The organism is Bacillus sp. AM 13(2015) (genome assembly GCF_001518755.1).
Taxonomy (GTDB): domain Bacteria; phylum Bacillota; class Bacilli; order Bacillales; family Bacillaceae; genus Bacillus; species Bacillus safensis.
Genome location: NZ_LKCP01000082.1, coordinates 1 through 21,055, shown reverse-complemented (window position 1 = coordinate 21,055; position 21,055 = coordinate 1). Strand labels below are relative to the sequence as shown.

Here is a 21,055-nt window from a genome sequence, read left to right as displayed (position 1 = left end):
TTTTCCAAAGAACTTCTCTTTCTCTTTTAATCTCCTACACTCATTCATCTGGATACATCATGATTTTGACGCTCTCACCCTCAGGATTCCTTGCGCATTTTATCGCCTGAAGCAGCTGGCTTAACGGATAACGGTGCGTCACCATCTTTTCAGTGTTGACCACTTTTGCTTTCAGAAGCTCAAGGGCTTCACGATAATGATATGGATGCGATGAATAGGCTCCTACTACCTTCACTTCATCATTGAAAAATCGTTCAGCAGGAATGGCCACATCTCCCTTTGGAAAATGAGCAAACACCAAAATCGTCCCGCCTCGCGCTACAGCTTGAAACGCCTCTTTTAAAAGCGCACTGCTCCCAACAGAAATAATAACGAGGTCTGCTCCCTTTCCATTTGTTTCTTTCATCACCCGGTTTTCCACTGGTTCAGCTGCTGGATGAAAAGCGGCATCTGCACCTAAACTTCTCGCACGCAGCAGCCTGTTCTCATTCACATCTGTTATCATCACTTTTCCAGCTAAATAATATTTGGCAAGCTGCAATTGAATACAGCCAATTTGCCCCGCTCCAAGGATCAAGACGGAATCTCCTGGATGAACAGGTGCTCGTTCAAATCCGTGCAGGCAACAGGCAACGGGTTCTACCATCGCCCCTTGCTCATACGATACGTCTTTTGGAAGCTTGCCCATCGTGTGCTTGACATGCAAAGCAGGTATACGGATATATTCTGAAAACCCGCCTGGCTCTACATTTGTGGCTGTAAACTGCGGACACATCGTATAGAATCCCTTTTGACAAAAGTCACAGGTGAAACAAGGCACATGATGCGCCACATAGACCCTGTCCCCCGTCTGGACATGTGTCACTCGTGTGCCGGTCTCGACAATATCACCAGCGATTTCATGTCCCAGCACGGTCCCAGGAGGTACTGTCTCATGCGTTGCTTTATAAATATCCGTTCCGCATAAGCCGCAGGCTCGTAGCTTTAACAGAACTTCATCATCACCGATGGCTGGCCGGTTCCGCTCCTCATACCGAATGTCCTCTGAAGAATAAAAGACAGCTGATTTCATGTAGCGGCATCCTCCTTTTCATCACCCGTCGCAAAATCCTGTAACGTTTGAACAAGCTGCTTATACTCACTCATCTCACTTGATATCCAGTAGCGCCCTCCGAATATCAGGGCTGGTCCCACCCTGACATAGACTTTCCCAATATGAGGATATGGCTTTAAAAAAAGCTTTCCTTTAATATCAGACACTGCATATGTGTGCCATCTGCCAAAAGCCCCTATCTTCAGTTGATCTTCACTAATGACGACATTTGTCGGCTGGTTCAGTCCTGTGATACTAGACAGCATGAGAATCGGCAGTGTATAAACGCCCAGCACAGCTAACGGCTCAGGTCCTGCTGACCATAACGTATAAAGAGACCAGAGAAAAAACAGACAGATAAGCACAGCCGGAAGAAAAATAGACAACACTGCAGACGTTCGGCTATAAGCATGATGCTGCATGAGACTTCCTCCTTTCAAATCACTAGAAGGAGCCGCGAAAGCTCCTCCAGAAAATAGCCCTCTACTTGATATACTCTATGATTTTCTCGATATCATCTTCAATGCCAAATCCAGTTAAAAAGGATAATGTTTGAATCACAGGTGTCCCTTTTGTATCACTCACAGGCGTTGTTGTCACAATTAAATCGGCGCCCTCTGCTTTTTGCGGGACTTCAGATGCCTTACATTGTTCCACCACGACATCATATCCTTTTTCCTTTAACGTCTCTTCTACCTTTTTAGCCACAACCGTTGATGTTGCAACTGCCGTTCCGCATGATACTAATATTTTCTTCGCCATTAGAATCCCTCCAGCTCATTTATTGTTCTTTCTGATCTAAACCCATTTCTTTTGCATACTGCTTTTTAATATCATTTCGCACCCAGTACCATAGAAGCGCATAAGCCAGAGCACAGATAATCGCTGCAATAAAGTAAGGGTTGCTCGGATCAAGAAGTCTCACCATGATCCAAGGAATGACGTGAGAACCAAGGTCAATACCTGAAATCATGTTTGCCCCTTCTGGGAAATCAAAGCCGACGGCTTTCCCCATGGTCGTTGCAAGCGGTGCAAGGTTCGTTGCGATAAAGAAGACAATCATTAATGTAAAAATACTGTTAATAAGGCCGCGAATAATATTTCCACGAGCGGCTGCTACTGCCCAGACAACTGTAAATGGCAGAACCGATAAGTCAGCAAACGGAAGCATGCCATTGTAAGGCAGAACAACAGCGAGCAAAATCGTAATCGGCACCATTAAAAGGCTACCGCCATATTCGCTGGATGACCAATGACAATCGCTGTATCTAAACCAATATAGACATTTTTCCCTGGGAAACGCTTTTGAATATAAGAACGAGCGCCCTCAGAGATTGGAATGAGTCCTTCCATTAATAACGCAACCATTCTTGGCATTAAGACAAGAACTGCTGCCATTTGAATCCCGAGTGTCATCACGCCTTTTGCATCATAGCCGCCGAGAAGACCAATAATGATACCAAGTATGAGACCCATCACAAGCGGTTCACCAAAGATGCCAAAGCGTTTCTTTAATGTTTCTGGATCAGCATGAATTTTGTTTAAACCAGGAATTTTATCAATGACGCGGTTGGACGCATACATCAGCGGTGCGAAGTTGACCGTTTCAGCATGAGCCATCGATACGCCTTTTAATCCAAAATGGTGTTCGATTGTCGGCGCTGTCCAATCGGCTAATTTAAGCGTGATCGCAGAAACAATCAAGCCAACAGCAAGAGCCAAGAACATATTATGATAAGCGTAGTAAGTAACAGAGGCTGCGAAAATTAAATGCCAGAAGTTCCAAATATCCACATTCAGTGTTTTCGTGAAGTTTACGGACAATAAAATCACATTTAACAAAAGTACAAGAGGAATCATGAGCGGGGCAACAGGTGTACCAAAGGATATGGCAGCGCCAATCGGCCATCCAACATCCAAAATGTCGAGCTTTAGTCCAAGGGAATTAACCATAGCTTTCGCTGCTGGCCCAAGACCGCTCACGAGCAAATTAATGACAAGATTGACACCGACAAATCCAATTCCGATCGTAATACCGGCCCTGAAGGATTTCTTAAAGCCCTGTCTTAAAATCATACCGAAAAGCGTCATAATAATCGGGAGCATAATAGTTGGTCCAAGGTCTAATATAAAATCGACGGCTTGCTTGATCATACATCCACCTCCTGAATTTTTCAGATAAAGCGCTTACATTATTTCATGAATGATTATTGGTTTAGCTCTTGTTGAAGCAAGTGAGCCGCTTCTTCATAAGAGGTCATGTGAGACAGCTTTGTCATCACTTCTTCTTTTCTAAAAAGTGTCATCAGCTTCTCGAGCATCACAAGCTGCTTACTAGGCTCAGAGATTGCTAGGACAAACACAATTTTGGCTTGCACTGGTTCATCGGGGCTCCCCATCTTATGAAACACGACAGGTTCCTTTAATGTAGCAACACTAATCGCCGGTTTGTTCACATGCTCAGGATCTGTATGCGGAATCGCTACCCCAAAAGTTGCAAGCGGGAGACCTGTAGGATATGTTTTTTCTCTTTCAAGCACTGCAGGTAAATAGCTCGATTTAATGTACCCTCCAGCTTCTAACCTATCTGCTAAGTATGTCGTCACCTCCTCTCTCGAAGATGCTTCGAACTGCAGCGTAATCAGTTGTTCATTTAACTCAAACAAGTTATTCAAACAACCACCCCTTTCATTTGGTATAAATATGAACACATGTAACAAAAAAAGAGAACATTTTAGAATAGAACCTTTTATAAAGCGCTTACAATTATACATTATGAAAAATGTTCAATATTGTTACCTTTGTAAAGATATTATAATATTCAAAATTATAAGTCAATGTTCCTAGGGGAATTTTTATAAAAAAAAGACGCAGTGCTCACTGCGTCTTTCTCTACTCGCCTTCTATACTTCTTGTTAAATGTGGCTTCCTATATCTAAAAATTCAGATACAAATAGATTGTCTGTCTGTACTGCCATTTCTTCCTTTGTGCCAATTTTTTCGATTCTTCCTTCATTCATCACCACGACACGATCAGCAATATCGAATGCTTCTTCTTGATCATGTGTCACAAAAATAGTGGTCATTTGAAAGTCACGATGAACTTTTTTCAGCCAATGCCTTAATTCTTTCCTCACCTTTGTATCAAGAGCGCCAAAGGGTTCATCTAAGAGGAGTGCCTTCGGCTGAACGGCAAGTGCTCGTGCCAGTGCTACACGCTGCTTTTGTCCGCCTGACAGCTGCTCTGGATAACGCTGCTCATACTGAGTGAGCTGAACAACCTCTAAAAGCTCATGCACCCGCTCTTTGATGTCTTTTTTAGACAGTCTTTCTCCTCTAGGTTTAATTTTCAGCCCATATGCCACATTATCAAAAACCGTCATATTTCGAAAAAGTGCATATTGCTGAAACACAAAACCGATTTGCCGTTTTCGTACTGGAATGTGTGTGTAATCCTGATCTCCGAATAAAACTTGCCCGTTATTGGCGTAATCAAGACCTGCAATGATTCTTAATAACGTCGTCTTTCCAGAGCCAGATGGTCCTAATAAAGAAATCAATTCACCATTTCTTATCGATAAATCCACTGTTTGCAAACCTTTGTCTGACCAAATTGTTTTGATATTTGTTTTGCTGTAATCCCCAAGGCCGATCCCTCCATTTATGTTGACCGCTTGCCAAGCCGGTGATCCCTCTGCTGAATGATTTGTTTAATGATTAAAGTAATGACTGCCACAAATGCCATAAGAGACGCCACAGCAAAAGCGGCTTGAAATTGGTACTCATTGTATAAAATTTCGATATGAAGCGGCATCGTATTGGTCATCCCTCGAATATGACCTGATACAACCGACACAGCACCAAATTCACCAATCGCTCTTGCCCCGGCTAAAATAACGCCGTAAAAAAGAGCCCATTTGATATTTGGGAGTGTCACAAGGAAAAAAGTCTTCCATCCGTTTGCACCAAGTGTGAGTGATGCTTCCTCCTCATGAATGCCTTCATGCTGCATAAACGGGATTAATTCTCTAGCAATAAACGGAAATGTAACGAATATGGTTGCTAGAATCATGCCTGGTACAGAATAAATGACTTTCCATCCATTCTCCATAAGCCAAGGTCCTAAAAGCCCGTTTGAACCAAATAAAAGCACAAATACAAGTCCAGCAATCACAGGCGAAACGGCAAACGGGAGATCAATCACAGTCGTTAACAAACGTTTGCCGCGGAAGTTAAATTTTGTGATAAGCCATGCAGCACTCACCCCGAAGATCATTTGAAGCGGCAAGGTAACGACGACAATGAAAACGGTCAATTTGATTGCCGCTAGTGTATCTGGATGTGAGATGGCCAGAAGGTATGAACTCCACCCTTTCTCGAATGCCTTTGAAAACACGGCGATCAGCGGTATGAGTAAAAATAAAATCAAAAAAGCATACACCACCGTAATTAATAGGATTTTCACCGCTTTAGATTCGGTTACAGGACTTTTATACTGAACATGATGCCGATGACTAAGCTCTCTCTCCAATGGTTTCACCTCACGTATACTTGTTTTTTCCGCTCAACATACCACTGAATGCCGTGAATCAATAACAGGATGAAAAACGAAAGAAGCAGCATCAAGCATGCAATCGCTGCTGCACCATGATAATCATATTGTTCAAGCTTGGACATGATCATCAGCGGTGTAATTTCTGTTTTAAACGGAATATTTCCAGCAATAAACACAACAGAGCCATATTCCCCTAGTGCTCTTGCAAACGCAAGTGAAAATCCAGTCATCACCGCAGGAAACAAGGCTGGTAGCAGCACGTGAAAAAAGGTCTGTCTCCTTGTCGCACCAAGAATCGCCGCAGCCTCTTCCACTTCCTGCTGCAGCCCTTCTATCACAGGCTGAACGGTTCGGATAACGAATGGTATGCCGATAAAAATAAGTGCCAAAATAATCCCAATCGGTGTGTATGCCACCTTTAAATGCAGAAATTGACCAATCCACCCATTTGGAGAATAAAGGGTGGTGAGAGCGATACCCGCAACAGCCGTTGGGAGCGCAAAAGGCAAATCGATGAGAGCATCTAAAATTTTCTTTCCGGGAAATGTGTACCTGGCGAGAACCCAGGCAATCAGTACACCAAACCCTGCATTGATGAGAGCAGCTGCAAAGGAAGTCGTCACGGTCAGCTGGAGCGACTTCAATACTCTTGCATCGGTAAACACCTTCCAAATCCCCTCTGCTCCTAATGAAGCCGTCCAAATAAATACCATGGATAAAGGAATGACGACAATCGCACTTACATAAACGAGCGTCACCCCAAGGCTCAGCCCAAATCCAGGCAATATACGTTTTCTTTTATTGGCGGCTGCATGTGTTTTCTTCATCACATCGCCCCCTATTTTTGTCCGCTGTATATTTGATCAAATAAGCCGCCATCATCAAAAAATCTTTTCTGCGCCTTTCTCCACCCGCCAAACGCTTGATCAATCGTCACCATATCAATCTTTTTAAACTGGTCTTTATATTTGTTTAAGACTTCTTGATTTCTAGGGCGATAATAGTTTTTCGCCGCAATTTCCTGCCCTTTTTTAGAATATAAATAATCTAAATAAGCCTTTGCCACTTTCTCTGTTCCTTTACGTTTCACATTTTGATCGACGACCGCAACAGGCGGCTCTGCTAGAATACTGATTGATGGGGTGACAATCTCAAATTTGTCTTTGCCTAGTTCGTGCTGTGTTAAATAGGCTTCATTTTCCCATGCAATTAACACATCTCCAAGACCGCGTTCAACAAAGGTCGTTGTGGCCCCGCGAGCACCTGAATCAAGGACTTCGACATGTTCATATAGCTTTTTGACAAAATCCTTTGTTTTGTCTTCATTCCCATGAAATGTTTTATCGGCATATGCCCATGCAGCTAAGTAATTCCATCTCGCACCGCCGGACGTTTTCGGATTTGGTGTAATGATGGACACACCTGGTTTAATCAAGTCGTCCCAGTCTTTAATATTTTTGGGGTTCCCTTTCTTCACAAGAAACACAATGGTCGATGTATACGGAGTTGACTGATTTGGAAATTCTTTTTGCCAATCTTTCGAAAGCAGTCCGCGATCTGCAATCGCATCAATGTCATACCCTAAAGCCAGCGTTGCCACATCTGCCTCGAGTCCATCAATAATCGATCTTCCCTGCTTTCCTGATCCACCGTGAGGCTGCTTGATCGTGACATCCTCACCTGTTTTGTCTTTCCAATACGTCTGAAAGGCTTGATTGTATTCCTGATACAATTCACGTGTAGGATCATACGAAACATTTAACAGCTCAACCTTCCCTTTTTGCTTTGAGGCTTCGTTTGCGTTTGAGCATGCAGCACTCGTCACAGCCAAGACCACTACGATGGTTATAACCGAGATCCATTTCCACTTTTTCACGTTATCCCGCTCCCCTGTTATCAAATAATAGTGACACCAACCTTGCCGTTTCATACGCAAAAAAGACCCTTAGCCACTTGAAATACATTACAGTCCTGTACTTCAAATTGCCAAGAGCCTTCGGTTGTCCGATCAGCTATGTATGATTGATGTTAGTCTATATATTATTCAAACTATTCACAGGTGTCAACTATGTTTTTTAATTAAACAAAAAAAGAAACGCCATCTTGCAGAGGCGCTTCTTTTCCCGGGAAATGGTTTTAATCGGCAGATAGCTTTAAATTGACACCAACAGCGGTTCCATTTCTCGAGGAGTCAGCTACTCCAGTAAATGTCCCTGCTTTTCGATCAATAAGTAAGGCTTGCACATTTCCTATATCAATAGGCGAACTGCCAAAACGGTGACCCATATCATTTAGCTTCGTTCTCACATCAAGGGGAACTCCTACTTCGTAACGGTAAGAAGTTGGACTGTTTGTATATATCCGCGGCTCTTCCACTGCATCTTGAAGCTCCATATCGTATTCAAGCAAGTTTAGGATGGTTTGTGAAACAGAAGCAATAATGGTCGTTCCTCCAGGTGAGCCAACAGTCATGACCGGCTCGTTATCTTTGAATATGATCGTCGGGGTCATACTGGATAATGGACGTTTATTCGGCTGGACTTCATTTGCTCCGCCTGGTCTTGCGTCAAAATCTGTTAGTTCATTGTTTAAGAAAAAGCCATATTCCGGAACAAGAATCCCTGTACCAAATAACTGTTCAATGGTTGTTGTGAATGACACGACATTTCCCCACTGATCGGCAACAGTAAAATGAGTGGTCTCGCCAATGGTTTTATCTTCTGGCTGCGGGACAATCGGGGATGGATTTTTTTCATCCTCATAAGCCCATGGATCTCCTTCTTTCGGGTTTTTGTTCATTTGATCTAATTGAATGAGAGAAGCTCTTTTTGAAATGTAATCATCGTCTAGTAGTCCTTTTAGTGGAACATCTACGAATTCGGGGTCGCCTGCATATGCAGCACGGTCAGCATAGGAGAGATGCATTGTTTCAGCAAGCAGCTGATATTTTTCGAATGATTTGGGGTCATATTGTGATAGATTGAAGTGATCTAGTATTTTGAGTATTTGCAGCATAAACACACCGCCTGAGCTTGGTGGAGGCATACTTGCAAGCTGGTATCCTTTATAGTCCCCCCAGATAGGCTTGTCAGTCTTGACCTCATAACGACCAATGTCATCAGTTGTCATCGTTCCGCCAAAATCTTGGACTGTATTTGCAAGTGCCTTTGCTACTTTTCCTTCATAAAATGCTTTACTTCCTTTTTTCGCAATGAGCTTAAATGTTTTAGCAAGACCTGGCTGTACAAGCAGATCGCCTTCTTTGAGCGGCTGATCATCTGGAAGAAAGATTGGCGCTGCAGCCGTTTTTTTCAGCTTCCCTTGATGATCTTCAATGGCTTGTGCCAGAACAGAATCGATTTCAAATCCATCCTCTGCAAGCTGAATGGAAGGCTCAATCAATTCCTTCATCGAACGGGTCCCCCACTTATCCAATGCTGCCTCGAGACCTTTTACTGTCCCTGGAACACCAACCGCATTACCGTGTGTAGACCGCTCAGCAAATGGGATGACTTTTCCTTCATCCGTTAAAAACATGTCAGGTGTTGCGCCCTGTGGTGCTCGTTCTCTACTATTGATGATGGACGTTTCTTTTGTCTTTCCATCATAAACCATCATAAAACCACCGCCGCCAATTCCAGACATCATTGGCTCTGTCACATTCAGTGCGTACTGGATGGCAACAGCAGCATCCACTGCGTTTCCACCTTTCTTCAATACATCAGCACCTACTTCTGATGCCAGCGGGTGAGCAGTAGCCACCATGCCATCTTTACCAACAGCTACTTTACTCCCATGAGATTCGTTCGCATTGACTTGGCTGACAGGCAGAAAAAACGAGAAAACAAACAGACATATGGACAAAACAGTTAGAGAAATGCGTTTCATGAACAACACCCCTTCCATATTCTTACTTTGACCTTACCGACTTCTTGACCAGAATACAATAGATTATTCTAAAATTTCAAAAATTTTCATCCTATCATCCTACATTTCCCAAATCGGACATTGTTTTTCAAAACATATGACACACTCAATCATTAGGAATAAAGACACAGCATTTCCAACGATTCGGGTTCAAGGTATAATAAATACAACAAAGAGGGGGAAAAAACGGTGAACAACAAAAGCAGATTATTTTGGGAAGACTATTGGAAAGAGAAATCAGAACAAGCACCTGCTGACGCATTTGTATCGGCGTGGGCATTCGGATCAGATCCAGATCATTTACTTGATCTTGTCAAGCAAGGAAAGAAAACAGCCACTTGTTCTGGTCACCTGTTTTATGAAAAGGAACATGAGCCGCTTCCAAAACCCGGACAATATGCGGTCATTTTGGATAGCCAGGAAGAGCCAAAAGCCATCATTGAAATTACAGATGTAGATGTCATGCCAATGAATGAAGTCCCCGAATCATTTGCAAAAGCAGAAGGTGAAGGCGATTTATCTTATGACTATTGGTATAGAGAACATAAAGAATTTTTCACAGAAGCACTCCAATCATACGGATTAGATTTCAAAGAGGATATGCTTCTTGTTTGTGAAAGGTTTAAGCTGATTCATTCGGCTTCTTAGACTATAAGCGGTGCCAAAAATGGCCCGCTTTTTTCGTTGCTTTTCCCCTTTTAGAAAAAGGTGTGTTGAGATCACATCTTTAGGTCAGAATAAGATCAAATAGAAAAAGTGAAGAAATTTTCGACTACACCTGTTTTTTTTCGACAAAAGAATATATAATTATTTGATGTGTGCATTGTCTCATTTATACAATGGAGGGTTTTTACATGTTAAAAAGGAAAAAAGACAAGTTTTCCGTCTTGTTAACGGAAATTGCTAAAAATTTAGATGAAACTGCTGAGTATTTTGTTAGCTATAAAGTAACAAATCAAACCACTCTGAAAGAATTTTCTGACACATTGAAGGAATATGAGACAAAAGGTGATAATCATGTTCATACCATGATTAAAGAGCTGAACAAAGCCTTTATTACACCGATTGAACGTGAAGACATTCTTCAATTAACGAATAGCCTCGATGATGTTTTAGATGGAATTGAGCATTTTTCCGCAACATTAGAAATTTACTCAATCACAAGCTCTGACGAACATATCGACAAATTCAGCCACTACATCAGAGAGTGTGCGAAAGAAATTTTAATCACAATTGATTTACTAGCTGAAAATCGCTTGAAAGATATTCATCCGCACGCAATCAAGATTAAAGAGATTGAACATAATTGTGACAATCTTCATCGTAAATCATTAAAGAACTTGTTTGGAAAAGAAACAGATCCAATTAAGGTGATTCAATACAAAGAAATTTACGAAACACTTGAAGAAATCGCTGATTCCTGTCAAAGTGTTGCCAACAATCTAGAAACAATCATTATGAAGAATGCGTAACGGGGTTAGTTAAACATGGACACATTACTCATCCTTACCATACTTATTGTCATTTGTGCACTTGCTTTTGATTTCATTAACGGGTTCCACGATACAGCAAATGCCATTGCGACTTCAGTTTCAACGAAGGCATTAAAGCCTAGACATGCGATTATCATGGCAGCGTTCATGAACTTTTTAGGAGCAATGACATTTACAGGTGTGGCAAAATCCATTACAAAAGATATCGCAGATCCATTTACACTTCAAAACGGCTCTGTTGTGATCTTGGCTGCTTTAATTGCCGCCATCACATGGAACTTGCTTACTTGGTATTACGGGATTCCGAGTAGTTCTTCACATGCACTAATCGGATCAATTGCAGGAGCGGTTATTGCCTCTGCCGGTTTTGGCGCTTTAAACTATTCGGGATTCATTAAAATCATTCAAGCCCTTTTGCTTTCACCTATCCTAGCTTTCGTATTGGGATATATCGTGTATACCATTATCAAAATTATATTTAGAAACAACAATCTCGCAAAAACGAATAAACAATTCCGACGTGTTCAAATTTTAACGGCTGCACTGCAATCGTATACCCATGGAACAAACGATGCGCAAAAAGCGATGGGTATTATTACAATGGCTTTAATTGCAGGTAATTTGCATACAACAGACGATATTCCTTTCTGGGTACAATTCTCTTGTGCGCTTGCAATGGGACTCGGTACTTCTATTGGCGGCTGGAAGATTATCAAAACAGTCGGCGGTAAAATTATGAAAATTCGTCCAGTAAACGGAGTATCTGCCGACTTAACAGGTGCAGCTATTATCTTCGGTGCGACGTTTATTCACTTACCTGTTAGTACCACTCACGTGATCTCATCTTCTATTCTAGGTGTAGGTTCTGCACACAGAGTCAAAGGGGTAAACTGGGGTACGGCAAAACGTATGCTTGTCACTTGGGTGATTACATTACCGATTTCAGGAACTCTAGGAGCTCTTATATACTTTGTGTTAAATGCGATTCTTTAATTTCAAAGACCTGTCTGACAGGTCTTTTTTTATTTGTCTGCACACTTAAATATCCTTTCCTCGCAGGACATTTTTTCATGAAGCAGGGTTTCCAATCATATCCATAGAAATAAACAAGTATTCATCTGTCTATGGGAGAGAAGAACATGCTATTATTTTTTCAATTGACTGTCTGGTTATTGCTAGGTGCTCTTGCTGTGTATGTATTTGCAGTATGGCGCTTTGAACAAAAAGTAAAAGAAAAGATGTTTGCCATTCGTAAAACGTGGTATTGGATTTATGTAGCGGGTGCTGTCGTGTACTGGACAAATGACCCTTCTTCTATCTTCACTGATTGGATGCACTACTTGATCATTGCCGTTTTTTTCGCATTAACCGATGCTTTCATCTTTCTTAGCTCCTATATTAAGAAACTCGGAAATCATGAGCTGGAAACCGACACCCATCAACTCCTTGAACAAAATAACGATCTGCTTCATTCTTACCTTAATAAACTAAAAACGTACCAATACCTATTGAAAAATGAACCGATCCATGTATATTATGGAAGTGTAGAGGCATATATAGAGGGAATTGAGCGGCTGATTTATTCTTTTGCCGACAAGATGAATATTCAAGCGGTGCTTTGTCCATACGATACGCAGGAACAAAAAGATGACCTGCTTCGGACACTTGACCAGCGGGCTCTCATTCAGGCGAAGCTTGACAGGCAGGAAGTATATTATGATGATTTCGGTCATTTGGTGCTCATCCCATTTTCTGTAGCAGATGCTCATTTTGTCATTAAGCTCACCTCCGATGAGATTGTCACGGAGTTCGACTATTTATTAATGACATCACTTACAACAATTTATGACCTAATCTTGCCTGACGAAGAGGAAGGTGATGAAGATGGACCACGCACTTCAAGGGGATAACAACAATCCTAAGAAAAACCCTTTAAAATTTTAAAAGAAAAAACGCCATATCAGTATGGCCGATTATAAGGTAAGCCCCCATACTGAGCGAATTTTTAAAAAGAATGAACAGCTTCTCGATGAGTATAAAAACAAAAAGGCTTGATTACACTAAAGGACGCGGAACGAAATCCGCGTCCTGATTCCATTTTTACATAGACTTGCATACAATACGCTATATGCTGCAACGATTGAGGTGCCAAAATGAAAAAGAAAATCAAACAACTAAGATATGTTCAGTTTGCCGAATATCAGCCATCCCCATATACTAGGCGATTAATTGAAAAAAGTGAAACTGCCATCCAATCATACAAACAGAAACACTCACTGATTTAATAGTTTAAGCAGCTTTTCCTTCGTTTTAGGACCGTATACCCCATCACTTGTCAGACCGTTCACCAGCTGAAAGCGTGCCACGGCATTCGCCGTTTTTTCTCCGTAAACACCATCGATGCCTTTATCTGCAGCCGATTTATCAGGATAAAAATAAACGGCAGCAAGCGCTTTTTGGACGAGGCGTACGTGCTCTCCCTTCGTTAGAGGCGAAGTCGCCTTTAAAATCCCATCCGGCAGCTCATACATCATTTTTCCATCATTTCGATAAATTTTAAGAACCTGTCCAATTTGAATCTTGTTCGGGTCGCTAATGTTATTCCACTTCTGTAGATCCTGAACTGTGACGTCATGAGCTTTAGCAATACTCGTTAACGTATCCCCGCTTTTGACGACATACGTGATGACCGTCTCAGGGTCTCCTGCCGTTTCAATTCCTTTTTTAAATTCATCCCATGTAGCAAGAAGCAGGCGTGGACATGCTTTTCCAGACCAGTGCTGATGTGTAACCACGTTAGCTAGTGGAATGTTATGTTCTTTCAACAGCTTTTGGATGAGCCATTGCGCATGTTTGACCGCTTGCTGGAAATTCCCATCTTCATTTTCACAAATTTCAATGCCGATCGACTTTCGGTTACCATTGCCTTGTCCGTCCCCTGCATGCCAGCCATTTTCATTTAACGGCAGATGCTGAAAGATTTCATGATCATCCACTGTAAAGTGCCAGCTCACCTCTGTCGTTGGGCGTTTCACATATGCCGCATGACTTTTCGCATCCGCTCCTTTTGATGTGTTTGCTGTGTTATGCACCGTCACATACATCGGTGTCATGGCGTATCCTGGGCGGTTTCCGTTTCCAACTGGAATAAAATCTTGATAAATTTCTACCATGTTCTGCACTCCCTTTTGCTAGATTGAATTGATCTTTCTCATCAATTGGTGGCGTTCGTAAGACACATGAGTTTGTTTTAGTGATAAGACTATGGTAAAATTTGAATTCAATCCACTCTTTTTAGTAGTGGAAAACGTAAAAATGCAGAAAAAAACAGGAATTAATTCCATTTTTCCTTGATTTTATGTTAAAATTGTTAAAAATAAGCCGATATTAAAAGTAAGCAATAGCTCAATTAGCTATTTAGTCCTATATGGACTTTTCTTTTACGCCAAAAACAGAACATACGTTTGCTTGGAGGTTTTTAAATGACTGGATTTTTAACCCATTTAGAAGAAGAGATTAAACGGTTATATGCCAAATTACAAATAAGCGGTCCTGCTTATAGAGACATGCAAAGGATCGCTTCTGAATTTCATGTATGGGTCCACTATGAGGATACTGGCAGCATGATGATCAAACATCAAGGTCTTTACAGTATTATATTAAACAGATCTCTATCGTCAGAGGAACAATGGCAGGATTTTGCCCACGAGCTTTGTCATGTGCTGAAGCATGCAGGCAATCATTTCAAGATGCACAAACTCTTTCGAGAACTGCAAGAGTTTCAGGCTAAACAATTCATGTATCACTTTTGTGTACCGACCTTTATGCTGATGCAAATGAAGCTTCCAAACCTTCGGCAGCAAGCCATTTTACACATTGCGCAAACATTTCATGTCACCTGGGCTTTTGCTGAAAAGCGGCTTGCCTTATTCGAACAGCGGAAAGCAGGCATTCGCTTTCAACAAGAGTTTACATCTTATTTAATGAAAGCTGAAAAGGTCGCGGAAAAAGAAGCTGTTTATCAAACGTAAGCCTCTCTGCATAGGGGAACAGGCGTTTATTCATACAGGTTTAATACTTGCTTGAGTACATTTGTGTACCGATAAAATTGCTCATTTTGCGTTTCGCGGCGATAGCGCCGTCTGAAGTCTTGAAAGAATGCTCTTCTTTGCGCCTGACTGATTTCAAGTTGTACACTTTTTCCCGTCAGACATTGATTATTGATATTGTGAGGATGTGTTCCAGAATAACGATCAGATTCAGATAGCAGCACTGCTTGGAAGCCATTAAGCGTTAAACGTTTCACTGTTTCCGCCGCTCTTTCTCTGTCTGTCCCGCCCACTAATGTTTGAAGCATCTCCGTTTCCCCGTAGCCATGGAGCGCAAACGTGTAATGATGGGTATGCACTAGAGAAAGGCAGACCGGCTCATCGAAACGTGTGCTTGTAATGTGAAGCACATGATTGCCTTTCACTTTAAGGCCTTCAAATAAATACATAGACTGATCACTTGCGATTTCATGAATGAGCTCACTTACGCCAGATTCAATACCTCCAGCATGAGGGGATAAAACCAAAAGCTGGTCACCTTTCCGCTCGTGAAGAATTTGATAATCGATTCCTTCTCTTTCATGAGCGGAAAGCTCTTCATAACTTTGATATGTATCAATGATTTGCGTCATTCCATCTTCCCCATTTCTCTATATGAGCATAAGTCTACTGATCTTAAATTCTTTTGTAAAGGGATTTCGAATGACCTATCAACATAAAACATCCTTAAATTTTCCTTATCTTTACGGCTATCTGTTGAATTTTGAGAAAAAATGACCGATAATTGAAATGAATAGAACTTTTGGACTATATGAATCTTTTTGCATTCTCTCTCATAAATTAGAAATATTGTGATCTACATCTGGAGGAATTCATGTTAAAAAAGAAAACCACCATCACCCTTGTCATCTTATTCCTTAGCTTCGCTGGCATCATTTACTGGAAATGCTTTTCTCTTCAAGGCGTATCTCACGGAACCTTTATCCGCTCGATGACATCACCAGACGGAACATATATCATCAACACCTATCGACATAGCGGAGGGAAACTAAAGGAGAACGCAGTTAGAGCAGAAATTGAAAACAAGCTCACCCACCGAAAGAAAACGATTTACTGGAAATACCCTGATAAAGACCCCCTCATCAAATGGAAAAATGGACAGCTTGTTCAAATCGGGCATGAATTTTTAAATGTGGTAAAGGGTGAAACATACGATTATCGCTTTGATCGGAACAAAAGAAAATAGCGTATTAAAAAAACGAATCCCTCTTGGATTCGTTTTTTACGTTGACATCACATGCTGCATAAATTCTTTCATTTCTTTACTTACGATTGTCAGTCGTTCCACAATTTCACTACTCCGTTACAAGTAAAGCCTGCTCTGCTGATGAACCTTTCATATGTCCCATACTCTCAAGTAATGTATGTATATTGGAGGAAATTCCTTGCAAAGAGCTTTCGATATTTTCTGTTGCACGTGAAGTTTCACTTGAAAGCTTTTGAACCTCACTGGCTACAACACTAAAACCAGCCCCTTCTTTTCCTGCCCTGGCTGCTTCGATTGACGCATTCAATCCTAGCAAACTCGTTTGCTTCGAAATCCCTTTAATCATCTTTGTAATATCGGATGTTTTTTTCGAGCTTTCAAGTGTTTGCTGCGTTTGTAAGGTCATTTCCTCACTTGTCGCAGAAAGCTCCTCTGAATGCGCCGCCACCACATGCACCTTTTCTTGAATACTATGAATGATGTCATTTAATGACTCCATATATGCTTCAAGCTCTAATTGATTTTTAAGCGGAAAACCTAAAGCGAGTGCGCCGATCACTTGTTGATTTTCATCAAAAATTGGCAGCCCCATTGCATTTAACGGTATTCCGTAAACCGATTCAGGCACAAACATACTTGATGTCTCACCTCTAAGCGCTTTTTTCATATTTAAATCATCTGGTTTAATAAGTTCTCCAGCACGAATTTGAAAATCCACATCTTTCGATGGCAAATACAGCAAAAATTTCTCTCGATCAATGACACCCATCGTCACTTCGTTTTTTAAAATCTGCATCATATAAGGTGCTGCTGTCACAATACTCTGTAGTATATCCAATTTCTCTACCCCCTTATATAGTTTATCGGTCGTTCTTCTTAAATTAATAGTTACTTTTTAAAAATAATAATAATGATTGAAGAAATTCTTCATATTTACGAGTAAAAAGAAGTACGTTTCCTATCTATATTCAAGCGGAAATTTGCTATAATTAATGAATCAACATATGATGAAATGGTCATGTAACCATTTTGTGTATTCAATGGAGGCGCATGTTTTGACACAACCCATGAAATATGAGCGGGCAATCGTCATTGGCGGAGGTATCACCGGGATGCTCGCTGCAAAAGTTTTATCAACGTTTTATCATCAAGTATTGATTATTGAAAAGGATGAACTGCCGGACTCTCCTGAGAATCGTCTCGGCACTCCTCAAGCCTTTCATCCACATAGAATGCTGCCACTTGGCCAGCAAATCGTTGAACGGCTATTTCCTGGTTATACAAAAGAGTTACTGGCAATGGGCGGATTTAATACCATGCATCAAACCTCTCGATTTATCACAAAAGATGGCGAATTAACACTCACTGATAGAGAAGAAACCGCCGTCACAAGACGCGCAATGCTAGAGTGGGTATTGATGCAAAGAATGGTAACAGAAGAACGCGTGCAGTTTTTAGAAAAACATGAAGCCATCTCCCTTCAGTTTAAAGAGGGAACTAATCAAGTCATGGGGCTTATCGTGAAGGACCGGCAAGTAAAACCTGGCTGCATTCATAAAATGAAAGCGGACTTAGTAATTGATACGTCTGGAAGAATGTCTAAATTGCCAAAATGGCTGAAAGACGCTGGACTCACCTTACCACAGACTGATGAGTTAAGTGTGTTTCTAGGCTACAGCACAAGATACTATCAAATACCATCAGGTGCGCCACCCCTGCAATCAATGGTTGTAGTTGGCCAGCCAGACAAGCAAATCCCAACAGGACTGTTTGAACGGGTAGATCATGATTTAGTAGCTGTGCTTCTTTCTGCAGCCGGCGGTTCACATTATCCAACAACGGATGCTGATCAGTTTGATTCAGAAACCGCTGCTCTGAGCGATCCCGCGATAGCAGAAGCCATCACCCATTTAACGCCCTTTACAAAACCAAAAGGATTTAGAGTTCCTTCTTGCGTAAGACATCACTATGAACACATGCAGGATTGGCCAAGTGGATTATTGGTGATGGGCGATGCCTTGTGTACATTAGATCCCATTCATGGGCAGGGTATGACCAAAGCAGCTCTTGAAGCACAAACACTTGACCGTATGCTCAAACAAGCACAAAAAAATGAGCGAGTCTCTTTTGAAAAGGACACATTACAACAAATGCAGCACGCGAGTGAACTTGGCTGGTGGCTTTGTGCAATTGCTGATATGGCTTGGGACGGTGTCGAGTTAAAAGGAGAAACAACCATACCCCACTTGACGTTCGTACAGGAATTTTTAAATCGCTACGTACAATACGCCATTGTCACAAAACAGCCTGAACGTTTTGAGGTGTATCACCGGATGCATTCTTTCTTAACAGAACCGAGAGAAATCATCAACTTAGAACAGCTGCACGACATGATTCAAGCTGACACCTCAGGAGAAACCGCCGAATGGTGGAAGCAATGGGATCAAAAGAACGATGAAGGCAACCGAGCTTTTTTCCATGAAGCGGTTCCTGACTTTCGTCTAGAGCACTTGCTGTCATTTGATTGAACTAAAAAAAGCCCCTTTAATGGGGCTTTTTCATTAACGTAATAATTGAAGTACGTTTTGTGGCTGTTGGTTTGCTTGTGCTAACATTGCTTGAGATGCTTGAGAAAGAATGTTGTTCTTTGTGAACTCACTCATTTCTTTCGCCATGTCAACGTCACGGATACGAGACTCAGCAGCTGTTAAGTTTTCAGCAGAAGCACCAAGGTTGTTGATTGTGTGCTCTAGACGGTTTTGAACTGCACCAAGAGCTGAACGCTGTTTAGATACAGCGCCGATTGCTACGTCGATTTTTGCTACTTCAGTGTCAAAGTTAAAGCCTTCTTCATTTACTTTAATATCTTTGACAGTCAATGTTTCAGCATCCATTTTACCAATCTTTACATTGATATTTTGCTCAATGTTCGCTCCAATTTGAAATTGGAATCCATCCTCAACAGTACCATCCAACAGTTGCTTTCCGTTAAATGCTGTACGCTGAGAAATACCATCAATTTCCTCAACCAAAGCATCGAGTTCTTCTTGAATAGCTGTTAAATCTTCTGTTTGTTGAGTACCAACGTTACCCGCTTGAACTGTCAATTCACGCATACGTTGAAGAATCGCATGTGTTTCAGTTAATGCACCCTCAGCTGTTTGAATAAGAGAAATACCATCTTGTGCGTTTTTAGACGCCATTTCTAATCCGCGGATTTGTCCACGCATTTTTTCAGAGATTGCTAGACCTGCTGCGTCATCTCCTGCACGGTTGATTCGAAGACCAGAAGAAAGCTTTTCCATGTTCTTTTGCCCTGCTCCATTGTTTGCAGACAAACGGTTCAGTGTGTTAAGTGCTGCGATATTGTGGTTAATTCTCATGTTAAATAACCTCCATGTGTTTGAACCAATTGGACGTCCTTATCCAAAAGTTCTAAATTAGAATTTTTTGTAAGCCTTACAATCCATTTATCGAACTCAACTGGAATATGTTTAACAAAAAAGGAATAAATAAGGATAAAGTCTCATTCACTATGATCGTTTCGCTAGAGTATGCCAAATTTAAAGGTCATTTTTCATGATTTATCAGAGGGATTTAAGAATCATAAGAGTGGGGGAAATTCGAAGAAAAAACATCATAAAAAAAAGCCCCATAAAGGGGCCTTTCATTAACGTAGTAATTGAAGTACGTTTTGTGGCTGTTGGTTCGCTTGTGCAAGCATTGCTTGAGAAGCTTGAGAAAGAATGTTGTTCTTCGTGAACTCACTCATTTCTTTCGCCATGTCAACGTCACGGATACGAGACTCAGCAGCTGTTAAGTTTTCACCAGAAGCACCAAGGTTGTTGATTGTATGCTCTAAACGGTTTTGGACTGCGCCAAGTTTAGAACGTTGTGCAGAAACTTGTTTAATTGCATCGTCTACAATTTTCAATTGTGCATCGTAGCCAACATCTGCTTCATCAGGTGCATTATCAGCAAATTTAGTTACATCTAAAGATTTAACATTTAAAGTATCGCTTGTTCCTAACGCTGTAGATGTCATCTCTTCAATATTCACTTCAATTTGTTGTGTAGCATTAGCTCCAATTTGGAAGACTAAATTCTTTTGATCAGCTGGAGTAGCTGTGTTTACTTTAAACTCACCAGTAAGAAGTTTCTTGCCGTTAAACTCAGTACGACCAGAAATACCATCTACCTCTGAGATTAATGCATCCATTTCATCTTTAATGGCAGTTAGATCTTCATCTTGTTGAGTACCAGTATTTCCTGCTTGAACTGTCAATTCACGCATACGTTGAAGAATAGCATGAGTTTCAGTCAATGCACCTTCAGCTGTTTGGATAAGAGAGATACCGTCTTGTGCGTTTTTAGACGCCATTTCTAATCCGCGGATTTGTCCACGCATTTTTTCAGAGATTGCAAGACCTGCTGCGTCATCTCCTGCACGGTTGATTTTAAGACCAGAAGAAAGTTTCTCCATGTTCTTTTGGCTCGCACCGTTGTTTGCAGACAAACGGTTTAATGTGTTAAGTGCTGCGATATTGTGGTTAATTCTCATTTCCTATTACCTCCATGTATGTGGGACCTGACAGACGTCCTTGTCTGAAAAAGTCCTTAATTCTAGGCTTATCAACCTGACAATTCTATTATCGATGTGATTATAGGATG

The 21,055-nt window shown here is 41.3% G+C and carries 20 protein-coding genes and 3 pseudogenes; 8 read left to right on the top strand and 15 right to left on the bottom strand.

Annotated features, from left to right (window positions below; translation table 11 throughout):
* Positions 1-40: 40 nt before the first annotated feature.
* The 10 genes and pseudogenes from AOQ70_RS13730 to ggt all read right to left on the bottom strand — a co-directional run bounded on the left by AOQ70_RS13730 (position 41) and on the right by ggt (position 9,536).
* The gene (locus AOQ70_RS13730) at positions 41-1,072 is read right to left on the bottom strand and encodes an alcohol dehydrogenase catalytic domain-containing protein (RefSeq protein ID WP_039177952.1); all 1,032 of its coding nucleotides are present in this window, start codon (positions 1,070-1,072) and stop codon (positions 41-43) included.
* Positions 1,069-1,515, bottom strand: a complete 447-nt coding sequence (locus AOQ70_RS13725) for a hypothetical protein (RefSeq protein WP_059376847.1) — start codon at positions 1,513-1,515, stop codon at positions 1,069-1,071. Before AOQ70_RS13725 ends, AOQ70_RS13730 begins: the two co-directional genes overlap by 4 nt.
* 61 nt (positions 1,516-1,576) lie before the next feature.
* Complete coding sequence (locus tag AOQ70_RS13720; protein ID WP_039177949.1) at positions 1,577-1,855, bottom strand: PTS sugar transporter subunit IIB; 279 nt, start codon at positions 1,853-1,855, stop codon at positions 1,577-1,579.
* Positions 1,856-1,874: 19 nt separating this feature from the next.
* Positions 1,875-3,169, bottom strand: a pseudogene (locus AOQ70_RS13715) (PTS galactitol transporter subunit IIC).
* A 131-nt stretch (positions 3,170-3,300) separates the two neighbouring features.
* Positions 3,301-3,768: a PTS sugar transporter subunit IIA gene (locus tag AOQ70_RS13710; RefSeq protein WP_059376844.1), complete on the bottom strand. Its 468-nt coding sequence runs from the start codon at positions 3,766-3,768 to the stop codon at positions 3,301-3,303.
* A gap of 240 nt (positions 3,769-4,008) precedes the next feature.
* A complete protein-coding gene (locus AOQ70_RS13705) occupies positions 4,009-4,680 on the bottom strand; it encodes a sulfate/molybdate ABC transporter ATP-binding protein (RefSeq protein ID WP_231730878.1) in 672 nt (223 codons plus the stop codon).
* A gap of 74 nt (positions 4,681-4,754) precedes the next feature.
* Positions 4,755-5,624 (bottom strand): sulfate ABC transporter permease subunit CysW, encoded by an 870-nt coding sequence (cysW, locus tag AOQ70_RS13700; protein WP_059376840.1) that lies wholly within the window; start codon positions 5,622-5,624, stop codon positions 4,755-4,757.
* Positions 5,625-5,629: 5 nt separating this feature from the next.
* Positions 5,630-6,475, bottom strand: a complete 846-nt coding sequence (gene cysT / locus AOQ70_RS13695; RefSeq protein WP_039177942.1) for a sulfate ABC transporter permease subunit CysT — start codon at positions 6,473-6,475, stop codon at positions 5,630-5,632.
* Between the two features lie 11 nt (positions 6,476-6,486).
* Positions 6,487-7,524, bottom strand: a complete 1,038-nt coding sequence (locus AOQ70_RS13690; protein WP_059376838.1) for a sulfate ABC transporter substrate-binding protein — start codon at positions 7,522-7,524, stop codon at positions 6,487-6,489.
* A gap of 260 nt (positions 7,525-7,784) precedes the next feature.
* Positions 7,785-9,536, bottom strand: coding sequence for a gamma-glutamyltransferase (gene ggt / locus AOQ70_RS13685; protein ID WP_058838928.1), 1,752 nt, complete (start codon positions 9,534-9,536; stop codon positions 7,785-7,787).
* A 228-nt stretch (positions 9,537-9,764) separates the two neighbouring features.
* On the opposite strand from ggt, the gene AOQ70_RS13680 reads away from it, so the two are divergent.
* The 5 genes and pseudogenes from AOQ70_RS13680 to AOQ70_RS20095 form a co-directional block, all read left to right on the top strand.
* The gene (locus tag AOQ70_RS13680) at positions 9,765-10,223 is read left to right on the top strand and encodes an ASCH domain-containing protein (protein WP_059376836.1); all 459 of its coding nucleotides are present in this window, start codon (positions 9,765-9,767) and stop codon (positions 10,221-10,223) included.
* Between the two features lie 206 nt (positions 10,224-10,429).
* Positions 10,430-11,047: a DUF47 domain-containing protein gene (locus tag AOQ70_RS13675; protein ID WP_024426775.1), complete on the top strand. Its 618-nt coding sequence runs from the start codon at positions 10,430-10,432 to the stop codon at positions 11,045-11,047.
* Between the two features lie 15 nt (positions 11,048-11,062).
* Positions 11,063-12,061, top strand: a complete 999-nt coding sequence (locus tag AOQ70_RS13670) for an inorganic phosphate transporter (RefSeq protein ID WP_017359158.1) — start codon at positions 11,063-11,065, stop codon at positions 12,059-12,061.
* Positions 12,062-12,207: 146 nt separating this feature from the next.
* Positions 12,208-12,978 carry a type II toxin-antitoxin system SpoIISA family toxin gene (locus AOQ70_RS13665; protein ID WP_039177934.1) on the top strand — a complete coding sequence of 257 codons (771 nt, stop codon included), beginning with the start codon at positions 12,208-12,210 and terminating at the stop codon, positions 12,976-12,978.
* A 15-nt stretch (positions 12,979-12,993) separates the two neighbouring features.
* Positions 12,994-13,123, top strand: a pseudogene (locus AOQ70_RS20095) (type II toxin-antitoxin system SpoIISB family antitoxin); the annotation flags it as partial.
* A gap of 218 nt (positions 13,124-13,341) precedes the next feature.
* Here AOQ70_RS20095 and AOQ70_RS13660 read toward each other — a convergent pair.
* Positions 13,342-14,241, bottom strand: a complete 900-nt coding sequence (locus AOQ70_RS13660) for an N-acetylmuramoyl-L-alanine amidase (protein ID WP_059376834.1) — start codon at positions 14,239-14,241, stop codon at positions 13,342-13,344.
* 309 nt (positions 14,242-14,550) lie between these two features.
* Here AOQ70_RS13660 and AOQ70_RS13655 point away from each other — a divergent pair, with 309 nt between their 5' ends.
* Positions 14,551-15,099 (top strand): ImmA/IrrE family metallo-endopeptidase, encoded by a 549-nt coding sequence (locus AOQ70_RS13655; RefSeq protein WP_024424963.1) that lies wholly within the window; start codon positions 14,551-14,553, stop codon positions 15,097-15,099.
* A gap of 26 nt (positions 15,100-15,125) precedes the next feature.
* Here AOQ70_RS13655 and AOQ70_RS13650 read toward each other — a convergent pair whose 3' ends face one another.
* Complete coding sequence (locus AOQ70_RS13650; RefSeq protein ID WP_059376833.1) at positions 15,126-15,749, bottom strand: poly-gamma-glutamate hydrolase family protein; 624 nt, start codon at positions 15,747-15,749, stop codon at positions 15,126-15,128.
* Between the two features lie 242 nt (positions 15,750-15,991).
* Between AOQ70_RS13650 and AOQ70_RS13645 the strand changes: the two genes are divergently transcribed.
* Positions 15,992-16,363 carry a DUF5412 domain-containing protein gene (locus tag AOQ70_RS13645; RefSeq protein WP_039177928.1) on the top strand — a complete coding sequence of 124 codons (372 nt, stop codon included), beginning with the start codon at positions 15,992-15,994 and terminating at the stop codon, positions 16,361-16,363.
* A gap of 36 nt (positions 16,364-16,399) precedes the next feature.
* Here AOQ70_RS13645 and AOQ70_RS13640 read toward each other — a convergent pair.
* A pseudogene (locus AOQ70_RS13640) lies at positions 16,400-17,222 on the bottom strand (methyl-accepting chemotaxis protein).
* A gap of 217 nt (positions 17,223-17,439) precedes the next feature.
* Between AOQ70_RS13640 and AOQ70_RS13635 the strand changes: the two are divergent.
* Positions 17,440-18,912, top strand: a complete 1,473-nt coding sequence (locus AOQ70_RS13635; protein ID WP_059376830.1) for an FAD-dependent oxidoreductase — start codon at positions 17,440-17,442, stop codon at positions 18,910-18,912.
* A 33-nt stretch (positions 18,913-18,945) separates the two neighbouring features.
* Here AOQ70_RS13635 and hag (AOQ70_RS13630) read toward each other — a convergent pair whose 3' ends face one another.
* Positions 18,946-19,767: a flagellin Hag gene (hag, locus tag AOQ70_RS13630; protein WP_024424967.1), complete on the bottom strand. Its 822-nt coding sequence runs from the start codon at positions 19,765-19,767 to the stop codon at positions 18,946-18,948.
* 287 nt (positions 19,768-20,054) lie between these two features.
* Positions 20,055-20,945 (bottom strand): flagellin Hag, encoded by an 891-nt coding sequence (hag, locus tag AOQ70_RS13625; protein WP_059376828.1) that lies wholly within the window; start codon positions 20,943-20,945, stop codon positions 20,055-20,057.
* Positions 20,946-21,055: the final 110 nt, after the last annotated feature.